This window comes from Polaromonas sp. P4_F4, from assembly GCF_056401355.1.
Window position 1 is genome coordinate 309,542 of sequence record NZ_JBFUJO010000002.1, and the last position, 21,307, is coordinate 330,848.

20 protein-coding genes and 1 pseudogene are annotated in these 21,307 nt (G+C 62.5%); 9 read left to right on the forward strand and 12 right to left on the reverse strand.

What is annotated here, in order from left to right; translation table 11 throughout:
* Positions 1–45: 45 nt before the first annotated feature.
* Together AC1DUR_RS04020 and AC1DUR_RS04025 are read left to right on the forward strand one after the other, a co-directional pair.
* On the forward strand, positions 46–1,752 hold the full coding sequence (locus AC1DUR_RS04020; RefSeq protein ID WP_477721285.1) for a PglL family O-oligosaccharyltransferase: 1,707 nt from the start codon (positions 46–48) through the stop codon (positions 1,750–1,752).
* Positions 1,753–1,763: 11 nt separating this feature from the next.
* On the forward strand, positions 1,764–3,431 hold the full coding sequence (locus AC1DUR_RS04025; protein WP_477721286.1) for a PglL family O-oligosaccharyltransferase: 1,668 nt from the start codon (positions 1,764–1,766) through the stop codon (positions 3,429–3,431).
* Between the two features lie 6 nt (positions 3,432–3,437).
* Here AC1DUR_RS04025 and moaC read toward each other — a convergent pair whose 3' ends face one another.
* The gene (gene moaC / locus AC1DUR_RS04030) at positions 3,438–3,923 is read right to left on the reverse strand and encodes a cyclic pyranopterin monophosphate synthase MoaC (RefSeq protein WP_477721287.1); all 486 of its coding nucleotides are present in this window, start codon (positions 3,921–3,923) and stop codon (positions 3,438–3,440) included.
* Between the two features lie 41 nt (positions 3,924–3,964).
* Between moaC and tfpZ the strand changes: the two genes are divergently transcribed.
* Positions 3,965–4,744 carry a TfpX/TfpZ family type IV pilin accessory protein gene (gene tfpZ, locus AC1DUR_RS04035; RefSeq protein WP_477721288.1) on the forward strand — a complete coding sequence of 260 codons (780 nt, stop codon included), beginning with the start codon at positions 3,965–3,967 and terminating at the stop codon, positions 4,742–4,744.
* 58 nt (positions 4,745–4,802) lie between these two features.
* Positions 4,803–6,347, forward strand: coding sequence for a M48 family metalloprotease (locus tag AC1DUR_RS04040; protein WP_477721289.1), 1,545 nt, complete (start codon positions 4,803–4,805; stop codon positions 6,345–6,347).
* On the opposite strand, the gene AC1DUR_RS04045 is transcribed toward AC1DUR_RS04040, so the two are convergent.
* The 4 genes from AC1DUR_RS04045 to AC1DUR_RS04060 form a co-directional block, all read right to left on the reverse strand.
* The gene (locus AC1DUR_RS04045; protein WP_477721290.1) at positions 6,303–6,656 is read right to left on the reverse strand and encodes a phage holin family protein; all 354 of its coding nucleotides are present in this window, start codon (positions 6,654–6,656) and stop codon (positions 6,303–6,305) included. The two genes, AC1DUR_RS04040 and AC1DUR_RS04045, sit on opposite strands and share 45 nt — an antisense overlap.
* Before the next feature lie 179 nt (positions 6,657–6,835).
* Positions 6,836–7,285: a hypothetical protein gene (locus AC1DUR_RS04050; protein WP_477716412.1), complete on the reverse strand. Its 450-nt coding sequence runs from the start codon at positions 7,283–7,285 to the stop codon at positions 6,836–6,838.
* A 95-nt stretch (positions 7,286–7,380) separates the two neighbouring features.
* Entirely contained in the window at positions 7,381–8,118 is a 738-nt protein-coding gene (locus tag AC1DUR_RS04055) for a TerC family protein (protein WP_477716411.1), read from the reverse strand.
* Positions 8,119–8,250: 132 nt separating this feature from the next.
* A complete protein-coding gene (locus AC1DUR_RS04060) occupies positions 8,251–8,541 on the reverse strand; it encodes a hypothetical protein (RefSeq protein WP_477721291.1) in 291 nt (96 codons plus the stop codon).
* On the opposite strand from AC1DUR_RS04060, the gene AC1DUR_RS04065 reads away from it, so the two are divergent.
* A complete protein-coding gene (locus AC1DUR_RS04065; protein ID WP_477716409.1) occupies positions 8,540–8,965 on the forward strand; it encodes a DUF3717 domain-containing protein in 426 nt (141 codons plus the stop codon). The two genes, AC1DUR_RS04060 and AC1DUR_RS04065, sit on opposite strands and share 2 nt — an antisense overlap.
* A gap of 104 nt (positions 8,966–9,069) precedes the next feature.
* Entirely contained in the window at positions 9,070–9,381 is a 312-nt protein-coding gene (locus AC1DUR_RS04070) for a putative signal transducing protein (RefSeq protein ID WP_477721292.1), read from the forward strand.
* A 29-nt stretch (positions 9,382–9,410) separates the two neighbouring features.
* Here AC1DUR_RS04070 and purB read toward each other — a convergent pair whose 3' ends face one another.
* Positions 9,411–10,790 (reverse strand): adenylosuccinate lyase, encoded by a 1,380-nt coding sequence (gene purB / locus AC1DUR_RS04075; protein WP_477721293.1) that lies wholly within the window; start codon positions 10,788–10,790, stop codon positions 9,411–9,413.
* A 158-nt stretch (positions 10,791–10,948) separates the two neighbouring features.
* Between purB and AC1DUR_RS04080 the strand changes: the two genes are divergently transcribed.
* Positions 10,949–11,563, forward strand: coding sequence for a glutathione S-transferase family protein (locus tag AC1DUR_RS04080; RefSeq protein ID WP_477721294.1), 615 nt, complete (start codon positions 10,949–10,951; stop codon positions 11,561–11,563).
* 97 nt (positions 11,564–11,660) lie between these two features.
* Here AC1DUR_RS04080 and AC1DUR_RS04085 read toward each other — a convergent pair.
* Both AC1DUR_RS04085 and AC1DUR_RS04090 read right to left on the reverse strand, forming a co-directional pair.
* Positions 11,661–11,810: pseudogene (locus tag AC1DUR_RS04085) on the reverse strand (nuclear transport factor 2 family protein); the annotation flags it as partial.
* 455 nt (positions 11,811–12,265) lie between these two features.
* Complete coding sequence (locus AC1DUR_RS04090) at positions 12,266–12,892, reverse strand: glutathione peroxidase (RefSeq protein ID WP_477721295.1); 627 nt, start codon at positions 12,890–12,892, stop codon at positions 12,266–12,268.
* Between the two features lie 320 nt (positions 12,893–13,212).
* Between AC1DUR_RS04090 and AC1DUR_RS04095 the strand changes: the two genes are divergently transcribed.
* Both AC1DUR_RS04095 and rfaE2 read left to right on the forward strand, forming a co-directional pair.
* On the forward strand, positions 13,213–14,082 hold the full coding sequence (locus AC1DUR_RS04095) for a ferritin family protein (protein ID WP_477721296.1): 870 nt from the start codon (positions 13,213–13,215) through the stop codon (positions 14,080–14,082).
* Positions 14,083–14,096: 14 nt separating this feature from the next.
* The gene (gene rfaE2 / locus AC1DUR_RS04100; protein ID WP_477721329.1) at positions 14,097–14,585 is read left to right on the forward strand and encodes a D-glycero-beta-D-manno-heptose 1-phosphate adenylyltransferase; all 489 of its coding nucleotides are present in this window, start codon (positions 14,097–14,099) and stop codon (positions 14,583–14,585) included.
* A gap of 104 nt (positions 14,586–14,689) precedes the next feature.
* On the opposite strand, the gene AC1DUR_RS04105 is transcribed toward rfaE2, so the two are convergent.
* From AC1DUR_RS04105 to AC1DUR_RS04120, 4 genes are read right to left on the reverse strand one after another with little or no spacing between them, the layout of a single operon-like run.
* Entirely contained in the window at positions 14,690–17,809 is a 3,120-nt protein-coding gene (locus AC1DUR_RS04105) for an efflux RND transporter permease subunit (protein WP_477721330.1), read from the reverse strand.
* 16 nt (positions 17,810–17,825) lie between these two features.
* Positions 17,826–19,022, reverse strand: a complete 1,197-nt coding sequence (locus AC1DUR_RS04110) for an efflux RND transporter periplasmic adaptor subunit (protein WP_477721297.1) — start codon at positions 19,020–19,022, stop codon at positions 17,826–17,828.
* Positions 19,023–19,034: 12 nt separating this feature from the next.
* A complete protein-coding gene (locus AC1DUR_RS04115) occupies positions 19,035–20,501 on the reverse strand; it encodes an efflux transporter outer membrane subunit (protein WP_477721298.1) in 1,467 nt (488 codons plus the stop codon).
* Positions 20,498–21,262 (reverse strand): CerR family C-terminal domain-containing protein, encoded by a 765-nt coding sequence (locus AC1DUR_RS04120; RefSeq protein ID WP_477721299.1) that lies wholly within the window; start codon positions 21,260–21,262, stop codon positions 20,498–20,500. Before AC1DUR_RS04120 ends, AC1DUR_RS04115 begins: the two co-directional genes overlap by 4 nt.
* Positions 21,263–21,307: the final 45 nt, after the last annotated feature.

Consider the following 21,307-nt stretch of genomic DNA (forward strand, 5'->3'; position numbering starts at 1 on the left):
CAGGTTTAAAAACGCCCTTCGGGGCGTTTTTCTTTTTTTGATCATATGAAATATTTGTCAGCAAGTCTTCTGTTGCTCGGTTGGTTAATGCCCTTGCACTTTCCACCTTGGGTAAGCTGGCATAGTGAAATACTGTATTTTTTTTCCGCATTGCTGCTGGCTTGGTATGGCCTGTTGACTGAGGTGAAGAAGGATCGTTCATACCTTTTACCCTTCCCCGCCGCCGTCTTTCCCTTGATTGCCTTGGCATTTATTGCGGTCATTCAAGGTGCTGGGGGCCAGATCACTTTTTGGGGTGACGTTTCCGTTTTTGAGCTCTATGTGGCTTTGTGCATCCTCTGCCTCACGCTGGGATTTGCCTCTAACTCGCAAGCTCCGTCCCTGCGAGCTGGGGCGCATGATGGAAGCCGTCAAAACCTGGCGCTGACGTTTCTGGCTGTTACATTGACCTTTGGGGCTTTTGTTTCGGCCGTGGTGGCATTTGTTCAGGTCTTTGATCTGTGGGAGCACGCCACGTGGATTAACCGGATGCCTCAACTCCGTCGTCCCGGCGGAAATTTGGGGCAACCCAATCATTTGGCAACCCTGTTATTGATGGGCATGGCTAGCCTGTTGTTCCTGTATGAATCGGGCAAGCTCAAGGCTTTGCCCTCAGTCTTGGTTTTTCTGGTGTTGTGCACAGCCCTGGCTGCCACCGAGTCCCGGACCGGCGTAGTGAGCTTTTTGGTGCTGTCGGGCTGGTGGTTTCTCAAAAATCAGCGTGTGGGTTTCCATGTGTCCCCGTGGGCCGTCGCGCTGTCGGTTGTCGGATTCCTGGTGCTCTACTGGGTGTGGCCGTCGATTTTTGCTTTCGTTCAGCTCAACTCGGGCTTTGGCGTGGAAGTCAACACCGCCGCCGGGTCACGCCTGCTGGTGTGGCCGCAGCTGGTAGAGGCGGTGGCGCAGCGGCCATGGTGGGGCTGGGGCATCCGCGAGGTTTCCGAAGCGCACAACGCTGTGGCGCATGCCTATGCCGTGAGCGAACCCTTTTCATACAGCCACAATATTCTGCTTGATCTGGCGGTAGGGGTGGGCGTGCCGCTCACCGCAGTGCTGGTACTGGTCACGGGCGTGTGGCTGTGGCGGCGTGTCAGGCTGGCCAATCAGTTGCTGCCCTGGTATTGTCTGGCGGTGGTCGTGCCAGTAGCGGTGCATTCGATGCTGGAATTTCCGTTTGCTTATGCCTACTTTCTGGTTCCGGTCATGTTTTCGTTGGGCGCGCTGGAGCGCATGGCAGCCGCCAAGCCTGTGCTGCGCGTCGGGGTGCGTTCTGCCGCGGCGCTTTTGCTTGGGGTGAGCTTGGTGGCGGTCTGGTCATTGATTGAGTATGTTGACGTTGAAGAGGATTTCAGGGTCGCGCGTTTTGAGGCCCTGCGCTTGGGACAGACCCCCGGCGACTATCAAAGACCGGACGTTGTTCTATTGACGCAATTGGGAGCTTTGCTGGAGGGCGCCCGTATTTCGCCCAAGCCGGGCATGAAGGCCGAGGAGCTGGAACTCGCCAAAAAAGTTGCGCTTCGCTACCCCTGGACAGCCACGCAGAACCGTTACGCTCTATCGTTGGCGCTGAACGGAAACCCCGATGAAGCCTTGCGACAACTCCGCGTTATGCGGGCCATGCATGGCGAAAAAACCTACACGGAGATCAAGGCGAATTGGACCACCCTGGCTCAAGAGAAATATCCCCTATTGCGCGACCTGAAACTGCCTTGACGGGCTGGCGTGTGCCCCTGAACTCTATTCTCGCGCTGGTCGCGGGGCTGGCGCTGACTGTGCCTTGGCTATTGCCGCCGCAAGGTGGTCCCAGTCCTTCAGTGGTTCCGTGGCTGTTCAGTCTGGCCTGTGCCGGGGTTCTGTTGGGGGTTCTGCCGCTATCGCGCAAGCGTTGGTTGTGGTCCTGCTGGCTGGCTGCCGGGTGTCTGGGGGCGGTGTTTGTCCTCAAGGGTCATGCCACGGATACACTCGTCGCCGTTTTCGCCTTGGGGCTGGCCGGAACTTGCGCAGCTCTCGCCGCGAGCGTCAGCACTAACAGCCGTTCGGTATTCCGGCTGGCAACAGCATGGCTGATCGCTGGCCTGATCAGCGTTGTTATTGGTCTTTGCCAGTATTTTGGCGTGGAGCAGTACTTTCTGCCCTGGATGAGCCAGTCGGGCGTTGGCGAAGCCTTTGCCAACTTGCGTCAGCGCAACCAGTTTGCAACCTTGACCAACATGGGGCTGCTGGCTGTGCTGTGGCATGCAGCGCCGACCAGCAGCGGTCAACCCAAGCCATGGCGCTGGTGGGGCCTGATGGCGGCTGCCGTCTTGCTGTCAGTTGGCAATGCGGCGTCTTCATCGCGCACGGGGCTGGTTCAGCTGGGTTTCCTCGGAGGCATGGCCTGGCTGTGGGGCTGGCGGCGTCAATTAGCCATGCGGATTTTGATAATTGCCGTGCTGACCTATGGCGTTGCGGCGCTGGCCCTGCCTATGCTCGCAGGGCTGGACCCGGCGAGCACCGGCATTTTGGCGCGTTTGCACAATGGTGGACCAGCTTGCGCCAGCCGTTTGACCTTGTGGAGCAACGTACTGCACCTGATCGGACAACGGCCCTGGCTTGGCTGGGGTTGGGGCGAACTGGATTACGCCCACTACATGGCGTTCTATGACGGGCCGCGCTTTTGCGAAATCCTGGACAACGCGCACAACCTGCCGCTGCACCTGGCAGTGGAGCTGGGGATTCCGGTGGCCTTGGCGGTATGTGGAGGCTTCGTCTGGTGGGTCATCCGGCAACGGCCCTGGCGTGAGACGGACCCCACCCGCCAGATGGCGTGGGGTGTGCTGGCCGTCATTCTTTTGCACAGCATGCTGGAATACCCCCTATGGTACGGCCCGTTCCAAATGGCGTTTGGCTTGTCCCTGGGCCTGCTCTGGGGAGGCCGCAGAGCGCAGGCGAGCCCGCTGGAATCTCCGCCGGAGGAGTCACCTGTGTCTATTTTTCAAGCCTTGGCTGCTACTATTCTGATAGCTATCGTGGGTTACGCCGGTTGGGACTATCACCGTATCAGCCAGATTTACCTGGCACCCGAAGTCCGCGATGCGGCGTACCGTGACGACACGCTGCCCAAAATTCGCGGCTCCTGGCTGTTTCGCAATCAGGTGCGCTTTGCTGAACTGACCATCACGCCGCTCACGCGGGACAATGCGCAATGGACACTCGACACGGCGAGGGCGCTGCTGCATTACTCACCAGAGCCTCGCATCATCGAAAAGGTGATTGAGAGTGCTGTCATGCTCGGCCATGACGACGAGGCGTTAATGCATTTGGCGCGCTACCGGGCCGCCTTCCCGGAGGAGCATGCGCGCTGGGCGCAAGAGGCTGCAGCGGCACCGGAGCGTCTTCAGCGCCTGAAGTGACGCGGCTCAGGGGTTGACAAAGCTTCCTGACTTGCCGCCATGCTTTTCAAGCACGCGCACATCGGTCATGATCATCGCCCGGTCCGCCGCCTTGCACATGTCGTAAATCGTCAGCAAGGCCACTTGCACCGCGGTCAATGCTTCCATTTCCACACCGGTCGGGCCGACGGTTTCCACGGTCGCCTCGCAGGTGACGCTGGCGCTTGCGGCGTCGACCCTGAAATCAAGCGCTACGTGCGTGAGTGCCAGCGGATGGCACAGGGGGATCAGCTCGCTGGTTTTTTTCGCAGCCATGATGCCCGCTATCCTGGCCACACCCAGTACATCGCCTTTTTTTGCCGTGCCGGCGATGATGAGTGCCAGTGTGGCAGGATTCATGGTGATGCGACCCTGGGCAATAGCAACACGGTGCGTTGCGGCCTTGCCGGCCACGTCGACCATATGGGCTTGGCCTTGTGCGTCGAAGTGAGTCAGCGGAGAAGTCGTTGTCATCCTGTTACGAAACCTTTACAACCATCCCTCATCATACGAGCATGTTTTCAAAGTCATCTTCCTGGGGCCATCGCCTCTATGCCTCGAGCATTCATTTGGGCATCAGCCTGCTGGTCGCCAGTTTGGCGGCACTGCTGGTGTTTGCCGTCTGGTACCCCTACCCCTACCGCGAAATTTCCGGCGGGCGCAGCCTGTTTTTGCTGGTAATTACCGTCGATGTGATCATGGGCCCGTTACTGACATTGGCCGTATTCAACCGCAGCAAGCCGCTCAACGAGCTGCGCCTTGACCTGGCCGTCATTGGCTTGCTGCAACTGGCAGCGCTGGCCTACGGCTTGTGGACCGTCGCGGTGGCCCGGCCGGTGCACCTGGTGTTTGAAATCGACCGTTTTCGGGTGGTGCATGCGATTGACGTGCCGCCGGAATTACTGGATCGGTCGCCGGCAGGGTTGCGGCCCTTGCCACTGGCGGGGCCCACGCTGCTTTCGGTGCGTGAGTTCAAGAATGCCCGGGAGAGCTATGAGGCCACCATGGCGGCGATTCAAGGCGTGGCACTTGGCGCCCGGCCTGATTTGTGGCAGGGCTATGAACAGGCGACAGCGCAGGTCAAGGCACGCGCGCGCCCCGTGAGCGAGCTGAAAAATCGCTTTCCTGGCCGTGCCGCCGAAATTGACCAGGCCCTGAAGGCCGCGTCTTCCGCGGTCCGGGCCATGACCTCGGTGGGTTATGTTCCCCTGGCGAGCCGAAACACTTTCTGGACTGTCCTCATCGATACCAACACCACGGAGGTGATTGCTTTTGTTCCCATCGATTCGTTCTAGGCCCTACCCGTTGCAGCAGAGGGTTTTTGCCTGCAAGGTGCTGACAGCGGTGGTGTTGATGGCCACCACTGCCCATTTGTCGCTGGCGCAAGCGCCGGGCGCGGCGTCGGGCAGCCTTCCGTCTCTGGGTGACAACTCCGAGTTGGCGGCCGCTGCGGAGCGCCGCATCGGGGATCGCATCGCCGTCAGCATTTACCGTGATCCGGACTATCTCGATGACCCGGTGCTCGGGGATTACCTGCAAAGCATCTGGCAGCCCCTGATGACTGCCGCGCGGGCGCGTGGCGAGCTCAATGCCGAACTGGATGAGCGTTTTGCCTGGGACGTCTTTCTGGTCCGTGACCGAAGCGTCAATGCCTTTGCCCTGCCCGGAGGCTACTTTGGCGTGCACCTGGGTTTGATTGCCGCGGTGAGTAATGCGGACGAACTCGCCGCGGTCCTGGGCCATGAGCTCAGCCATGTCACGCAGCGGCATATCTCCCGGTTGATGACGCAACAAAACCGGCAAGCTCCCTGGGTGATTGCCGCCATGGTTCTGGGCGCCCTGGCCGCCAGTAAAAATCCCAATGCTGCCAGTGCCGCCATCGTCGGTGGGCAGGCGGTCGCGGTGCAGAACCAGCTCAACTTTTCCCGTGACATGGAGCGTGAAGCCGACCGGGTCGGGTTTGGCGTCATGACCGATGCCGGCTTTGCAAGCCGCGGCGTGGCGACCATGTTTGAAAAACTGCAGCAGGCCTCGCAGCTCAATGACAACGGATCTTTCCCCTATTTACGCTCGCATCCGCTGACCACCGAGCGAATCGCCGAAGCGCAGTCGCGCCTGCAGCTGGATGCAAGGGCTGCCACCAAGCCCACCCCGGAGGGCGAGGCCCGTGCCGCCAAGGCGCGCGTGTTGCATGCCATGATGGCCGCGCGTGCGCGAGTCCTGGCCAGCCCCGGAGTCGATGCGTTGCGTGCGATGGTGGCTGAGGCGCAGCGGCGGCCGACCTCGCTGCAAATGCAGGAGTCCCCTGCCACGGCGGCGCACATCCGCGACGCGGGAATCCTGTATGGGGGAACATTGGCGGCCGCCCAGCTGCGTGATTTTGCCGGTGCGCGAAACCTTCTGGCCAAGCTCAAGCCCCTCACCGTCGAAATTCAGCCTGCCAGTCATGCGCTGGACTTGCTGTCCATCGAGATTGATCTGATGGCGGGGACCGTGCCGCCCTCGGCGTCATCCTTCGACATGGCCAAGGCCCTCTCGCGCGCCGATGTGCTGACCCAGGCCCGGTCGTTGATGGCTGTCCAGCGGGCACGGGAGGTCTCGGGCAGACTGCAAACCTGGGTGGCAGGCCATCCTAAAGATGCGGCGGCCTGGCAATTGCTCGCGGTGGCTTACGGCAACCAGAACCAGACAGTCCGTGCGATTCGCGCTGATGCGGAAAGCCGCGCGGCCCACCTGGACTACGCGGCGGCGCTGGATCGCCTCAAGGCTGCGCAGGCGCTGATGCGCAGCAACCCCGCCAGCGCCGATTACGTGGAAGGCTCGATCATCGACACACGTACCCGCCAGATTGAGCTAGTCCTTAAAGAGCAGGCGCTCCAGGACAAAGTCGATCGCTAGTTGCAGTGCCGAGTAAATCAGGGAGCCTATGAGTGCCGCGCCAAAACCCTTGACGTTCAAGCCGCTGACCAGGCTGGCGGCCGCCCAGAACATGAGCGCGTTCACGATGAACAGAAAGAGGCCGAGCGTCACCACGGTCACAGGCAGCGTCAACAACACGAGAACAGGACGCACCACCATGTTCAGGGCGCCAAGTACCGCCGCCGCAATCAGGGCTGCGGTGAAGCTGGTCACCACCACGCCGGAATAGAGATAAGCCACCGCCAGCAAGGCGACCGCGCTGCAAAGCCAGTTGATGATGAGTTTCATCGCCAGAGAATACCACCTGGATGCGGCCTCTCTCATCCCGTCCCGCTGGGACATCGTGTCGGTAATTTGACTTGATTGCTGACCTGCAGCGTTCCGGATTTTCCGCCGGGCCGCCCCAAGGAAAATGAGCCCCCTCGGGGGGGGCGCGCCTTACGCGAAGCGAATAGCGTGGGGGCTATTCAATCGGTCGCAACCAGCAGGCCCGCGCTTGCCAGCGCGGCGGCATAGCCCAACACACCATGGTGCTCCTGGGCCTGCTCGGTCGTGACGGGTTGCAGATCCTGGCCGAATTTGGGTCGACGGGCATCCAGCACACGTGCAACGCCATGCTCCTTGATCAGGGATTCCGTCTGGGTGCTCAGCGTGGTCTGCGCCATTTGCGTCACCACGGTATCGCCCTCTTTTTGCAGGAGGGGCACCACTTGCGCAAATACTTTCGCCGCCCATTTGCCGCGCCAACTCTCCCGCGCACTGTGGGTTACCCATTTGCTGGCATGGTGCGTCACGCGTGGTGCACAGGCCACCAAAATCCAGCGGGTCGGACTGCGCGAGTTGCCCTCTGGCAGCATGGGTTGCAGCATATGCAGGGCATAGCCGGCATCGTCAATGTAAACAATGATGTTGTCCATAAAGTTCTCCTTCAGTTGTCATGTTTATAGAAGCTTCACTGGTTGAAACAAAAGGCCTTGGACCTCCCGCTGGCCTTCGGTGTTGCCTTTCACTTTCAATGTGGAATCAGTTCCTTGTCGCTTGCAAAGTGTTCCGACTTGTGGCGCCGGGTGGCCCACCAGCCCGCACCCAGCACACCCGCCACGGCCAATGCATAAGTAGCCCATTGAGCCGCGGTGTGCAGGGTTTCGGCAGAGGGCAATGCGCTCGGACCGCCGTAAATCGGGTCAAGCAGTTGTTCGCCGATGATCATGTTGGCGGCGGTGAATGCCAGAACGGCCGCCCCCAGGTTGATGATGATGGGGAAACGCGACACCAGTTTGAGCACCATCGTGCTGCCAAAAACCACGATAGGCACGCTCACCAGCAGGCCGATGATGACCAGGTCGAAGGCCCCGTGCGCGGCGCCGGCCACACCCAGAACGTTGTCGATGCCCATCAGGGCGTCGGCCACGACGATGGTTTTCATGGCGCCCCAGAATGTGGTGGCAACCGGGCCATGGTGTTCTCCGCCGCCCTCGTCAGCCAGCAGCTTGTAGGCAATCCAGAGCAGTCCCAAGCCGCCCACCAGCATCAGGCCGGGGATCTTGAGCAGCCACACCACACCCACCGTCATGGCAGAGCGCACCACGATGGCGCCAACCGTACCCCAGACAATGGCTCTTTTCTGAAGGGTGGGAGGCAGATTGCGCGCGGCCAGTGCAATCACGATGGCGTTGTCGCCGGCAAGCACGAGATCAATGAGGATGATCGCCAGCAGGGCCGACCACCAGGGGGCTGTAAATAGTTCCAATTTCACACTCCATATCAAGTTCAGACGTGGAAACCCAACGGATGGATTTCCGGCTTCGTTCAAACCGGACAGGTATGTGAGTGGTGCGGGTAGGGTTATACCGCAAACGCCTCGATCAAACCTGTACAGGTTTCAATCGAAGGTCTGGCTCAATATGCAGTGTCGCTGCATACCCAGCAAGCCGGAAGTGTGAACTTCGGAATGACGACTTGCTGTTAGCGATTTTGCTGTGTTGTCTGTTATCGAATATGTCAGCAAAACGAGGGAGTTACTCCCCTTCGTAAAGTGATTGGACAACAAAAAAAGATTTTTGGCAAGCCCCCGCACGCGGTGGAGGTGTTTTGTCTGGCTGATAATGAACAGCCCGGCTTTGCTGTTCGCCCACCAGGCGGGAGCGGTCCATAGTTTTTCTTTTTTCTCCATGCCCGGCATCCACATCACTGACATCGAAGCGGCCATCAACTACTGGCGCGACAAGAAGCCATCACCCGATGGCGTCACACTCGCGCCGGAGTTGCGTGCGCTGGCCGAGGTTTACGCCCTGATGGTTTTCTACCATGAGGACGAGGCCGATGAGGGGAGCTTTCCGCCCAAAGCGCTGGCAGCCTGGCGCACCTGGTACGACACCACGGCAGACACGCCCTGCATCGCCATCTGCTCGACCAGCCAGGGCGATTCGCTGTGCAAGGGTTGCGGCCGCACCTTCAATGAAGTGCAGCGCTGGCCCGAGATGACGCCAGCCGAAAAACGCGGCACCTGGCGACGCATCACGCTGGAGGCCACGGCCTGGCGCTTTGGCCGTTATGCGGACCGGGCGCTTGAAAAAGGTGTGGTTTCGACACTGTAAAAGAGCTGAAACGGCGGGCGGTTTCTGTCTCTTTTTATTGTGGAACAAGATGAGGCAGCTATCAAGTTCATAGCAACCAGTGGTGAAAAAGGATAGACTGGCGCATGCTTCGACTGACGCGCGCTCCCAATATTGCAATTGCCGCGCTGTGGGCCGGCGCCTTACAGCATGCAGGGTTGGCGGCCAGCGTGCAGCGTTACTACCTGGGCGGTGTCGCCGGTGAACTGCCGCCTGACCAATGCCTGCCCGAAGTGTGGCTCACCCATGATGAGGATGAACCCCGGGCGCGCGAGTTGCTGCACAACCTGCAAAATCTGCCGCAGCGGCGCTGGCTGTGCGCCTGCGGGGAGACCGTCGAAGGCGGGTTTGAGCAGTGCTGGCACTGCGGTGCGGACATGCCGGACATGCCGGTTTAGCGCCGCCGCAGCGGCAACCAGCAAGGGCGTTAAACCCTCCTGGCCAGCGTGGCGGCCAGGCCGACATAGCTGGCCGGCGTCATGGCCAGCAGGCGCTGCTTCTCCGCCTCGGGAATTTGCAGGGACCGGATCAGGGCATGCAGGTCTTCGGCCCGGACGGTTTTGCCGCGCGTTACTTCCTTGAGCTTTTCGTAGGCGCCCTGCACGCCGTAGCGGCGCATGACGGTCTGTATCGGTTCAGCCAGCACCTCCCACGAGCTGTCCAGGTCCTCCTGCAGCGCTTCCCGGTTGAGTTCCAGCTTGCCCAGCCCCACGCCCAGTGAGTTGTAGGCCAGCACGGCGTAACCCAGCGCCACGCCCATGTTGCGCAGCACGGTCGAGTCGGTCAGGTCGCGCTGCCAGCGGGAAACCGGCAGCTTTTCGCTCAGGTGCCTGAGCAGTGCATTGGCCAGGCCCAGGTTGCCTTCGGCGTTTTCAAAGTCGATCGGGTTCACCTTGTGCGGCATGGTGGAGGAGCCGATTTCGCCCTCCTTGAGGCGCTGCTTGAAATAGCCCACGCTCACATAACCCCAGACGTCCCGCGCGAAGTCGATCAGGATGGTGTTGGTGCGGGCCACGGCGTCAAACAGCTCGGCCATGTAGTCATGCGGCTCGATCTGGATGCTGTAGGGCTGGAAGGTCAGGCCCAGGCCCAGCGGCTCGGGCGTTTCAATCACGTTGCGGCTGAAGGCTTCCCAGTCAAAGTCGGGCCAGGCCGACAGGTGGGCGTTGTAGTTGCCGACGGCGCCGTTCATCTTGGCCATGAGCCTGATGCCGGCGATCTTTTCGCGCGCAGCTTGCAGGCGCACCACCACGTTGGCTATTTCCTTGCCTACCGTGGTCGGGCTGGCGGTCTGGCCGTGGGTGCGGCTGAGCATGGGCTCTGCCGCGTAGGTGTGCGCCATCTCGCGCATCTGCGCAATCACCTTGTCAAGGGCCGGCAACAGTACCAGTTCGCGACTGCTTTTGAGCTGCAGCGCATGGCTGGTGTTGTTGATGTCTTCGCTGGTGCAGGCGAAGTGCACGAATTCACCGGCAGCCTGCAACTCCGGCCGGGCTTCGAATTTCGACTTGATCCAGTACTCCACGGCCTTGACGTCGTGGTTGGTGGTTTTTTCAATCTCCTTGATGGCCACCGCATCGTTTTCCGAGAAATTCTTGACGAGGCCCAGCAGGTAAGTGCGCGCGCCGGGGCTCAGCGGCTTGAATTCGGCAAACTTCGCGTCCGAAAGGGCAATGAACCAGGCTACTTCCACCTGGACCCGGCGGTGCATATAGCCTTGCTCGGACATCAGGGGACGTAATTGGTTGAGTTTGCCGGCGTAGCGGCCGTCCAGCGGAGACAAGGCGTTGATGGTAGAAAAGCTCATACCGCAATTGTAGGCTGGTCGCCCGGGGAATGGCCCGGGCGCGCGGTGGCTGGGGGGTGCCTGAAACCTGGCAGATTTGCTCACCTTCGGGCGGTGTCGGCCGGAGCCGGTGCTTACTCGATAGAATGGCTTTTCCCGCACCACGATTTACACACGCTATGAAACTCATTGGATCCGCCACCAGCCCCTACGTACGCAAGGTACGTATCGTGATGGCTGAGAAAAAGCTCGACTACCAGATGGTGCTGGAAGATGTCTGGGCGGCCAATACCACCATCACCGCCTCGAACCCGCTGGGCAAGGTGCCCTGCCTGGTCATGGAGGGCGGCGAGGCCGTGTTTGATTCCCGCGTGATTGTCGAATACCTGGACACCCTTTCACCCGTGGGCAAGCTCATTCCGACCCAGGGCCGCGAGCGTGCCGAGGTCAAAACCTGGGAAGCCCTGGCCGACGGCCTGGTGGATGCGGCCATCCTGGCCCGGCTGGAAGCCACCTGGTCTGGCCGCAGTGCCCACGAGCGCAGCGACGCCTGGATACAGCGGCAGATGGGCAAAATCGAGGCCTGCCTCAAGGCCATGAGCACAGGTCTGGGCGAGAAGGCTTTTTGCAGTGGCATCCATTTCAGCCTGTCGGATGTCGCGGTGGGTTGCGCCCTGGGCTATCTGGACCTGCGGTTTGCCCAGGTGAACTGGCGCGAGAGCTATCCCAACCTGGCCAAATTGCAGGAAAAACTGGTTCAGCGCCCCAGCTTCGCGGAAACCCAGTCGGGCTGAAATTCCGCCTGAATCTGATAGAAGCCCGGCCTCCCGGGCTTTTTTTTCGCCTCGTGTAGCACGGCTCCGGGGGAAATCCGGCGACGGTCACCTGCGCTCACCGGGCGCGTTGCTTCAGCCAGCGCATCAGGCCGCCGATCCAGGGCAGCTTTTCATAAAGCTCCTGGGCGGCATCCCAATAGTCCCGGTGAAAATCAATCAGGCCGCTGGCCGTGAACTTCAGGTGCGAACCGCCGCAAACAGGTTGATGAGGTTGGGGTAGGTGTGCTCCGCGTTAAACACCAGAAAAACCGGTGTCCACCCCATGGCTCGCAGGACCGGGGGCGCTGCTCATGCCGGCGCCCGGAAGATAAAAATGCTGCGAAGCGCCCCGGCGCGAACGAGGGAGGGAGGGAGGAGGAGGAGCGCACCGGGATTGCAGCCGAACCAAAGTGATCCGGAAGGCTTCGCAACAGTGAAACTGTCTTATTGCTGGCGCTGCTGGGGGTTCCAGTCTGCGCCTGCCTTTATATGAGGACGCCGGTGCGCTGGTAGTTCCCGACGGAGGGCTGTTCTGGCTGGTAAATTTTTGTTAACGAAATGGCTCCTGGCAAGACGCCGCGGCCAGCGCAAACTGGGCAGGGGAAATTAAATTCCGCGCTGCAGGCGAAACATCTTCGTAGGGCGTCTTGGAGCGGCGGTGGGGATCGAAAACCTGGAGGCTCAGGGACCGGCCAGCTGTTTTTCGATCTCTTTGACGAACTGGCGGCTTTCCGGGGCGGTCAGGGAATTGAAGCTGACCGCACTGACGCCGTCCCGCGCAATCACATACTTGTAAAAGTTCCAACGTGGTGTGGTGCCGGTTTTGGCGGCGAGCTGCTTGAAGAGGGGGTTGGCGTCCTTGCCGCTGACGCTGGTTTTGGTAAACATCGGGAATTTCACGCCGAAGGTGTTTTCGCAAAAGTCGGCAATCTCCTTGTTGCTACCGGTTTCCTGCGAAAAGTCGTTGGAGGGAAAGCCCAGGACCACCAGACCCCGGTCTTTGTATTTCGCATAGAGCGCTTCCAGGCCCTCGTACTGGGGCGTAAAGCCGCAAAAGCTCGCGGTATTGACCACCACCACGACCTTGCCTTGGTACTGGCAAAGCGATTGCGGCTTTTCATCCTGCAATCGCAGGAAGTTGTGCTGCAAAAGGCCGGGGCAGACTGCTGCGTCCGCGGCGGCGGGCCCGGGTACGGGGGCGGATGGGGCAGGGACTGCCGATCTGGTGGCGGCTGCCGAGAGCGCGAGTCCGGCCAGCAGGGCAATCCGCAGCAGCGGTCTGGAGGGGGATGTCTGCTGGTTGTGCATGGCCCGAAATTCCTTGTGAGTCAAATAATTATGGTGCTAATGGCGTTTGGGCGTGCGCAGTAGCCATCCCGGGAGAGGGGCGAGCGTGCCGCATGCCATCAGGGGCCGCGCTGGTCCGCCAGACTCAGGGTTATGAAAGGTCTTCTGACAGCAAATGGCCCGGCATCCTGCCGGAAATCATCCCGATTTGCTGCCAAGTGGCCTGTAAATGGCCTGTAAGTCACCAGTTGTCACATTAGCCGCCTAAAATCGGCCAGTACCGGGATGTAACAGACATCCGGGGCAGATTTCTCTGCGTATTCGCTTGGCAAGGAGTTCACATGCTTTATCCTGAACTGTTCAAACAACTCGAATCCGTCCGCTGGGATATGGACAAAGACATTCCCTGGGCCAGTTTTGACGCATCCCAGTTGTCTGACGAGCAGGCCCAGACCATCAAGATGAATGCCATCACCGAATGGTCGGCCTTGCCCGCCACGGAGATGTTCCTGCGGGACAACAAGGACGACAGTGATTTTTCCGCTTTCATGTCCATCTGGTTTTTTGAAGAGCAAAAGCACTCGCTGGTGCTCATGGAATACCTGAAGCGATTCCGGCCCGACCTGGCTCCCACCGAAGAGGAACTGCACGAAGTGCGTTTCGAGTTCGAGCCGGCGCCCGCGCTGGAAACCCTGATGCTGCATTTTTGCGGTGAGATTCGCCTGAACCACTGGTACCGCCGGGCCAGCGAGTGGCACACCGAGCCGGTCATCAAGCAGATTTATACCCAGCTCAGCCAAGATGAAGCGCGCCATGGCGGCGCTTACCTGCGCTACATGAAACGCGCCATCAACAATTTCGGCAACGAAGCCAAGGCAGCCTTTACCAAGGTAGGCGTGCTGATGGCCAGTGCCCGCCGGACGGCGCAGGCCCTGCACCCGACCAACCTGCACGTCAACAAAAGCCTGTTTCCGCGCGACACCATCCAGAGCCGCCTGCCCAACCCCGAATGGCTGGAGCACTGGCTCGACACGCAGATCAAGTTTGACGCGGTGTGGGAGGGCAAGGTGGTCGAGCGCATCCTGCACAACCTGAGCCTGCTGATGAACCAGAGCTTCAAGAGTGTCCAGGAGCTGAACCGCTACCGCAAGGAACTCGGCAAGGATCTGGCCGCCGTCATCGTGCCTGACGGAAAGCCGCAAATCGCGTGAGCCTGCCTGCCCGCGTGAGCAAACCCGCCTTTCTGGACAAGATCGTTTCGCGCCAGGATGCAGCGGCCCGGGTCGCGGCGCTGCCCCGGCCGGTCGTGTTCACCAACGGTGTGTTCGACGTGCTGCACCGGGGCCATGCCACTTACCTGGCGCGCGCCCGCGAACTGGGTAGCAGCCTGGTTGTTGCGCTCAACACGGACGTGTCCGCCAAGCGCCTGGGCAAAGGCCCGGATCGCCCCTTGAACAACGAAGAAGACCGCGCCGTCATGATGGCGGCACTGGAGTCGGTCAGCCTGGTGACCTGGTTTGACGAAGACACGCCGCTGGAGCTGATCACCGAACTCAAGCCCGACCTGCTGGTCAAGGGCGGCGACTACGACATGGACACGCTGGCCGAAACCGCCGTGGTGAAGGCTTACGGCGGCAAGGCCCTGGCGATTCCTTTTGTGGATGGCTACTCCACGACGGCCCTGGTCAAGAAAATCCGCCGCACGCCACCCTGAATTTGCTATCTAATTGATAGCTTTGTGTGCCAGTCCATATTGCCAGTCCATATCGGGATGCAGGCCAATATTCCATATGGTTTGAATTGGACCGGACCCTCCATTCACGGAGTCTTTGACGGTGACGGTGACGGTGACGCAGGCGTTTGCGGCGCCTTGCGGCGCAACTTGCCGGCCATGCGCCTGATCCATTGCTCCAGGTCGTCCATGTAGGTAAATACCGCCGGCACCACCAGCAGGCTCAGCACGGTCGAGGTGATCAGGCCGCCAATCACCGCCACCGACATCGGCGAGCGAAAACTCGGGTCGGCCACGCCAAAACCGATGGCAATCGGCAGCATGCCGGCGCCCATGGCCAGCGTGGTCATGATGATGGGCCGGGCACGCTTGTGGCAGGCGTCGAGCAGCGCGTCGAGGCGGCTCATATGGTGGTCGCGCCGGGCCACGATGGCGTACTCGACCAGCAAGATCGAGTTCTTGGTGGCAATGCCCATCAGCATGATGAGGCCGATCAGCGAGGGCATGGAAAAGCTCTTTTGCGCAATCAACAGGCCGACAAACGCGCCGCCCAGCGACAAGGGTAAAGCGGCAAGAATGGTCACCGGGTGCAAAAAGTCCTTGAACAGCAGCACCAGCACGATGTAGATGCACAGCACACCGGTGAGCATGGCCAGGCCAAAGCTGGCAAACAGCTCGCCCATGACCTCGGCGTCGCCGATTTCGACGACTTTCACCCCCGGCGGCAGGTTCTTCACGGCGGGCAGCTCCTGCACCGCCTTGGTCACCTCACCCAGCGGCAGGCCCGACAGCTCAATCTCGAAGTTGACGTTGCGCGAGCGGTCGTAGCGGTCAATGATGGCCGGGCCGCTGGCGATCTCCAGCGTGGCGACCTGGCCCAGCATGACCGGCCCCGCGCCCGGCTTGATGCTGGGCACGCTCAGGCGTTCCAGCACGCTGAGGTCTTTGCGCGCGGCATCGGCGAGCTTCACCACAATTGGCACCTGGCGCTCCGACAGATTGAGTTTGGGCAGCGACTCGTCGTAGTCGCCCAAGGTCGCGATGCGCAGGGTTTCTCCGATGGCGGCACTGGTCACGCCCAGGTCGGCGGCGCGCGCGAAGTCGGGCCGCACGGCGATTTCGGGGCGGATCAGGCTGGCGCTGGAGGCCACGCTGCCCAGGCCGGGGACGGTGCGCAGATCTTTTTCAACCGCCCGCGCCGCGGCCTGCAAGGCCAGGGGGTCTTCGCTGGTCAGCACCAGCACGTATTTTTCGCCCGAACCGCCCAGCCCGACCTTGCTGCGCACGCCGGGCAGCGGCTCCAGCGCCGTGCGTATCTTGTTTTCTATGCCCTGCTTGCGCGGCCGCTCGCCGCGCTCGGCCAGCAGCACCGTGAGCGTGGCCTTGCGGGTTTCGGCCGCACCCGACATGGCGAACGGGTCGGTGCCCGCGCTGCCGCCGCCTATGGTGGTGTAGACGCTGCGCACATGCTCGACCTTGCCGATCAACAGCCGGGCCTGCTCGGCGGCCGCTTCGGTTTGCGCCAGGCTGCTGCCGGGCTGCAGCTCCAGGTAGACCTGGGTTTGCGAGTTGTCGTCGGGCGGAATAAAGCCGGTGGGCAGCAGCGGAATCAGCATGATGGAGCCGACAAAAAAGAGCGTGGCCGCCACCATGGTGACGGCGCGATGGCGCAGGCACCAGGCGGCCGCGCGCATGTAGCGTTTGAGCCAGCCGGGCTCTTTGTGGTTGTCCACGATCGGTTTCAGGATATAGGCCGCCATCATGGGCGTGAGCACCCGTGCCACCACCAGCGAGGCCAGCACCGCCAGCGCGGCGGTCCAGCCGAACTGCTTGAAAAACTTGCCGGCAATGCCGCTCATGAATGCGGTGGGCAAAAACACTGCCACCAGCGTGAACGTGGTGGCGATCACCGCCAGGCCAATTTCGTCGGCGGCTTCCATCGCCGCCTGGTAGGGCGTTTTGCCCATGCGCAGGTGGCGCACGATGTTTTCTACCTCGACGATGGCGTCGTCCACCAGAATGCCGATGACCAGCGACAAGGCCAGCAAGGTCACGACGTTGATCGAAAACCCCAACAGGTACATGCCGATGAAGGCCGGAATCACCGACAGCGGCAGCGCCACCGCCGAGACAAAGGTGGCACGCCAGTCACGCAAAAACAGCCACACCACCAGCACCGCCAGGATCGCGCCCTCGTACAGCAGGTGCAGCGAGCCGTCGTACTCTTCTTCCACCGGGGTGACGAAGTTGAAGGCCTCGGTCAACACCAGGTCGGGGTGCTGGGCCTTCAGCTCGGCGAGCGCCACCTGCACCGCCGCACCCACGGCCACTTCGCTCTCCCCGCGGCTGCGCGCCACTTCAAAACCGACCACCGGCTTGCCGTCGAGCAGCGCCGCCGAGCGCGGCTCGGCCGTGGTGTCGCTGACGGTGGCGACTTCATCCAGGCGGATGCGCCGGCCATCGCCGAGCGCCAGTTCCAGCCGGCCCAGTTCTTCGGCCGACTTGACGGTGGCCAGCGTGCGCACCGGCTGCTCGCTGCCACCCAGGTCGGTGCGGCCGCCGGCGCTTTCGTTTTGCACCTGCCGCAGCTGGCGCGAGATGTCGGCCGCCGACGCGCCCAGCGCCTGCAAACGCGAGGGGTCAAGCGCCACCCGCACCTCGCGCGTGACACCGCCGACGCGGTTGACTGCGCCCACGCCGCGTACCGCCAGCAGCTTGCGTGCAATGTCGTTGTCCACAAACCAGGACAGCGCCTCGGCATCCATGCGGGCCGACGCGATGGTGAAGGCCAGGATTGGTTGCCCGGCCAGATCGACCTTGCTGACCACCGGGTCGCGCACATCGCCCGGCAGGTCGGCGCGCACGCGTTGAACCGCGGAGCGCACGTCGTCGACAGCTTCCTGCACCGGCTTTTCAAGCCGGAATTCGGCGGTCAGGGTCACGCCGCCGTCCTGCACCTTGGTGCTGATGTGCTTCAGGCCCTGCACGGTGGCAATCGAGTTTTCGAGCTTGCGGGCCACCTCGGTTTCCAGCTGGGCCGGTGCGGCGCCGGGCAGCGAAGCAGAGACGCTGACCGTCGGCAAATCAATGTCGGGAAAGTTCTGCACCTTCATGGCCTTGAAGGACAGCAGGCCGCCAAAGCTGAGCAGCACAAACAGCATCACTGCCGGAATCGGGTTCTTGATAGACCAGGATGAGACGTTCATCATCTTGAGCTGCTCCTTATTTGACAGCTTTTGATGCTGCTGCTGACGATGACGGTGATGGTGATGTGGGCGCCGCGGCCTGGTTTGATGCGGCTTCTTCGCTGACCCGCACCAGGTCACCGTCGTTCAGGAAGCCCGCGCCATTGACCACAATGCGCGCATCGGCGGGCAAGCCCGAAACGACCTCGACGCGCTCGCCGGCCAGCCGCCCGGTTTGCACCTTGAGCTGGCTGACGCGGTTGTCGGCCCCGAGGCGAAACACATAGTTAAAACCATCGCGCACCACCAGCGCGCGCTGCGGCACCGTCAGCGCGTTGGATGCGCCGAGGTCAAATTCCCCGCGCGCAAACATGCCGGCCTTGGCCGGCGAGCCCTTGCCCGCCGACGAGGGCAAATCCACATACACCAGCGCCGAGCGGGTCTGCGGATCCACACTGGGCGCGATCATGCGCACGCGGCCGTTCAGCTCGCCGCCGCTGGCGGGGCGCACGATGGCCGTCGTGCCGGCAGTGATGCGGCCCAGCTCGGCTGACGTGACTTCCGCGCGCCACTCCAGCCGGCCCTGGCGAATCATGCGAAACAGCTCAACGCCATTGCCCACCACAGCGCCCACCGTGGCGGTGCGCGCCGAGATCACGCCGCTGTCGGGCGCCAGCACCTGCGTCTGGCGGCCGCGCAGCTGCTGCGCGGCCAGCACCGCCTGGGCCGCTTCAGCGCGCGCCTTGGCGGTTTGCTCGGTGGTGAGGTACTGGTTGATCTGCTGGGTGCTGAGGGCGCCCGAGTTTTGCAGCGTGCGCGCCCGTTCGGCGTTGGCCGCCGCATCGGCCGCGTTGGCCTGGGCTTCCAGCAGGCTGGCCCGGGCCTGCGCCACGTCGGCCTGCACACTGTCGGTGGCAAACGTCGCCAGCACCTGGCCGGCTTTCACCGCATCGCCCACATTGACCCGTACCTCGGTCAGGCGCAGTCCACTGGATTCCGATCCGATGATGGCCTCCTGCCAGGCCGTGATGCTGCCATTGGCGGCCAGCCTGATGGGCAGGCGGGTGGGCTCGGGCTGGGCGGCGGTGACGGTGAGCGCCGGTTTGGCGGTGGGCTTGGTGCCGGCTGCAGCGGCATCGGGCTTGCCGGAAGAAAAGACAAAGAAAGCGCCGGCGGCTACGGCGATCACCACGAAGGCGATCAGGGCGGCCGGCTTGAGTTTGAGTTTTTTCATGGTGTTGGGAGGTCAGACGATGGCAGTACAGGCAATGGGGCAACGGGTGGTGCGCTGTGCAGTGGTGGTGGCCGGCGTCCAGCCGCCGCCCATGGCGCGGTACAGCGCCACCCAGGCCGCCATGCGTTCGCGTTGCAGGGAAGCCAGCGTGATCTGGGCGGCCAGCAAGGTGCGGCGCGCGTCCTCGAGCTCGACCAGGCTGGCCAGGCCGCTCTGGTAACGCGCTTCGGTGCCGGTGAACGACGCCCGGTAGCCGGCGACCGCGGTTTGCAGGTCGCCCTCGCGCGCGGTGGTGCTTTGCAGGTTGACCAGCGCTTCCTCGACTTCACGCACGGCCTGCCGCACGCGGGCGCGGTAAAGGGCGGCCGCTTCCTCGTAACGCGCCTGGGCCGCATCGACATTGGCGGCGCGCCGGCCGCCGTCAAACAGCGGCAGTGTTAGCGCCAGTGGACCGATAGACCAGGTAGTCAGGTCGGTCGTCACGCCGCCGGCGCGAAAACTCGAGCGGCCGATCGAGCCGTTCAGGCTCAGGCGCGGGTAGCGCTGGGCTTGTGCGCTGCCAATGTCGGCGCTGGCGGCGGCCACTTCACGCTCGGCGTTGAACACGTCGGGGCGCTGGGCGAGTGCGTCGGCCGGCACGCTCGCGATTGAAATCATGGCTGCTTGTGCCCGTACTTCGGGGGCCAGAGCGACTTTTTGCCTTAGATCCGGCTCTGCCAGGCCGGTCAGGGCGACCAGTGCCTTGAGGTCCAGCTCGCACTGGGCGCGCTGCTGAGTGGCGCGGCCGCTGGCTTCCGCCGCGCTGGCGCGCGCCAAGGCCGCGGTGGCGGGCGCGGTAAAACCGGCCTGCATGCTGCGGTCCGACAGCTGCGCGGTTTGCTGGCGCGAGGCCGCGTCGGCGCGTGTCACCGCCTCCAGCTGGCCGCAGGTGCGCAGGCTGTAGTACTGATTGGCCACCTCGGCGGCGACCGACACGCGGGCGTCGTGCCACTGCGCTTGGGCGCCGGCCAGGCGCTCGGTGGCCGCATCGCGGCCGGCGCGGTTGCCGCCAAACACGTCGATTTCCCAGGCCGCCTGCAGGCCGGCCTGGGTGGTGGTGGTGATGGGGGCCGGGCCTGAGCCGGTCGGCGGCTGCGAACGGCTGCGGCTGGCGCTGGCCGACGCATCCAGCGAGGGCAGCAGCGCCGCACCGGCCGCCACCCGCGTGGCGCGTGACTGCTCGATGCGCGAGCGCGCCGTGGCAATCGAGGGGCTGACCGCCTGGGCGGCGGCAATCAGCTCGACCAGCAGCGGGTCACCCTGCTGTTGCCACCATTGCGTGAGGTCGGTGAGGGTGCCGTTATGCGGCAGCGGCGCAAACCATTGCGAAGGCAGCGCTGCCGACACCGTGCTGGGTGCCGGGTGCGTGGCGCAGGCGGCCAGCGCCAAAGGCAGCAGGCTGCAGATGATGAGCGAACGGGTGAACGAGGGTGGTTTCATGTTTTTTTTCTCTTGCCAGTTGCTGCGGTGGCTGTTGATTGCGCCGCGGTCTGGCGCAGTGCCGCTTCAATGCCCACCATGGCTTCTGCATAAGCCACCAGGTGGCCGGCCCAGGTGTCAATCGCCTGTGGCTGGTCCAGCAGCTGCGGCCGGATGGCTTGCACCACGTCCCGCGTGATGAACAGCTGCAGGGCCAAGCCGGTGATGCTGAAGGCCAGCCGGTGCAGGTCGTCATCGGGCTGGTCAATCCCCAAATGCCGGCCCAGCACGGCCACCAGCGCCGCATGCGCGGGTTTGATGCCGTTGTCGATTTCCTCGGCCCACACCCCCGTGGGTTCCAGCATCTCGCGAAAGTGCAGGCGGGTGCACTGCTGCACCAGTTCCCCTTGTTTCATCGGGGCCAAAAAACTGGTGACGAACCCTTGCAAGGACTGCTGCAAGGTGAAATCGGGCTGGTCGTACCGCCCGATTTCATTGTCGGCACAGCCCATAGGCTCGGTGAACGCCGCACGGTAGAGTCCGGCCTTGTCGCCAAAGTAATAGCTGATCGAGGCGATGTTGGCGCCCGCGGCCAGCGCAATTTCGCGGGTGGAGGTTTTGTTAAAGCCTTTTTCGGCAAACAGCCGGAGCGCGGTATGCAGCAGTTGCTGCCGGGCTTCGGCGCCGTCCGAGCGCTGTTTTTTGCGCAGCTCGCTGGCGGGGACAGCGCGGCGCGGGCGTGAAACGGGCGTGGTGGAGGTCGTGCGGGCGCTGGAAGTCATGCGCCGTATTAAAGCACGTAGATCAATCGATTGATTTAATTAACC